The sequence below is a fragment of the Burkholderia sp. AU15512 genome (assembly GCF_002223325.1).
GTDB lineage: Bacteria > Pseudomonadota > Gammaproteobacteria > Burkholderiales > Burkholderiaceae > Burkholderia.
In genome coordinates this window covers 1-632 of the sequence record NZ_NKEX01000017.1, presented here as the reverse complement: position 1 = coordinate 632, position 632 = coordinate 1, and the positions used below count along the sequence as shown (strand labels likewise).

The following is a 632-nucleotide window of genomic DNA, read 5'->3' as shown; positions in this document are numbered from 1 at the left end:
CGGTCACCACGGTAGGATTCATGACTGGGGTGAAGTCGTAACAAGGTAGCCGTATCGGAAGGTGCGGCTGGATCACCTCCTTTCCAGAGCTTCTCGCGCAAGTTGAGCGCTCACGCTTATCGGCTGTAAATTTAAAGACAGACTCAGGGGTCTGTAGCTCAGTCGGTTAGAGCACCGTCTTGATAAGGCGGGGGTCGTTGGTTCGAATCCAACCAGACCCACCACCGTCTTGTGTGGCGGTACACACCTGAGGCAAACCTGTACATGGGGGCATAGCTCAGCTGGGAGAGCACCTGCTTTGCAAGCAGGGGGTCGTCGGTTCGATCCCGTCTGCCTCCACCAATCACCAACGCTAAGGGCTTGGTTCAGACGCTGAACCGAGAATTTTGCATTGGCGATTGAGCCAGTCAGAGTGATACGTAGTACGTATCGGCTGTCGTTCTTTAACAATCTGGAAGAAGCAAGTAATTTGGATAGCGGAAGCGTCTTGAGATGGACGTGAAAGCTATCCGGGTTGTGATTGTATCGATGTATCTCAAGATGATTCGAACTCTATGTTTGACTCAATTGGAATACGGCACAACGCGAGAACTCAACCTGTAACGAGACAGACTCGTTATAGGGTCAAGCGA

Annotated in this window: 2 tRNA genes and 1 rRNA gene; all 3 read left to right on the top strand. The window is 51.6% G+C overall.

Annotated elements, in window-relative coordinates:
- Positions 1 to 83 (top strand): 16S ribosomal RNA (locus CFB43_RS37445); the annotation flags it as partial.
- A 64-nt stretch (positions 84 to 147) separates the two neighbouring features.
- Positions 148 to 224, top strand: a tRNA-Ile gene (locus CFB43_RS37440).
- 42 nt (positions 225 to 266) lie between these two features.
- A tRNA-Ala gene (locus tag CFB43_RS37435) sits at positions 267 to 342 on the top strand.
- The last annotated feature ends 290 nt before the right edge of the window (positions 343 to 632 follow it).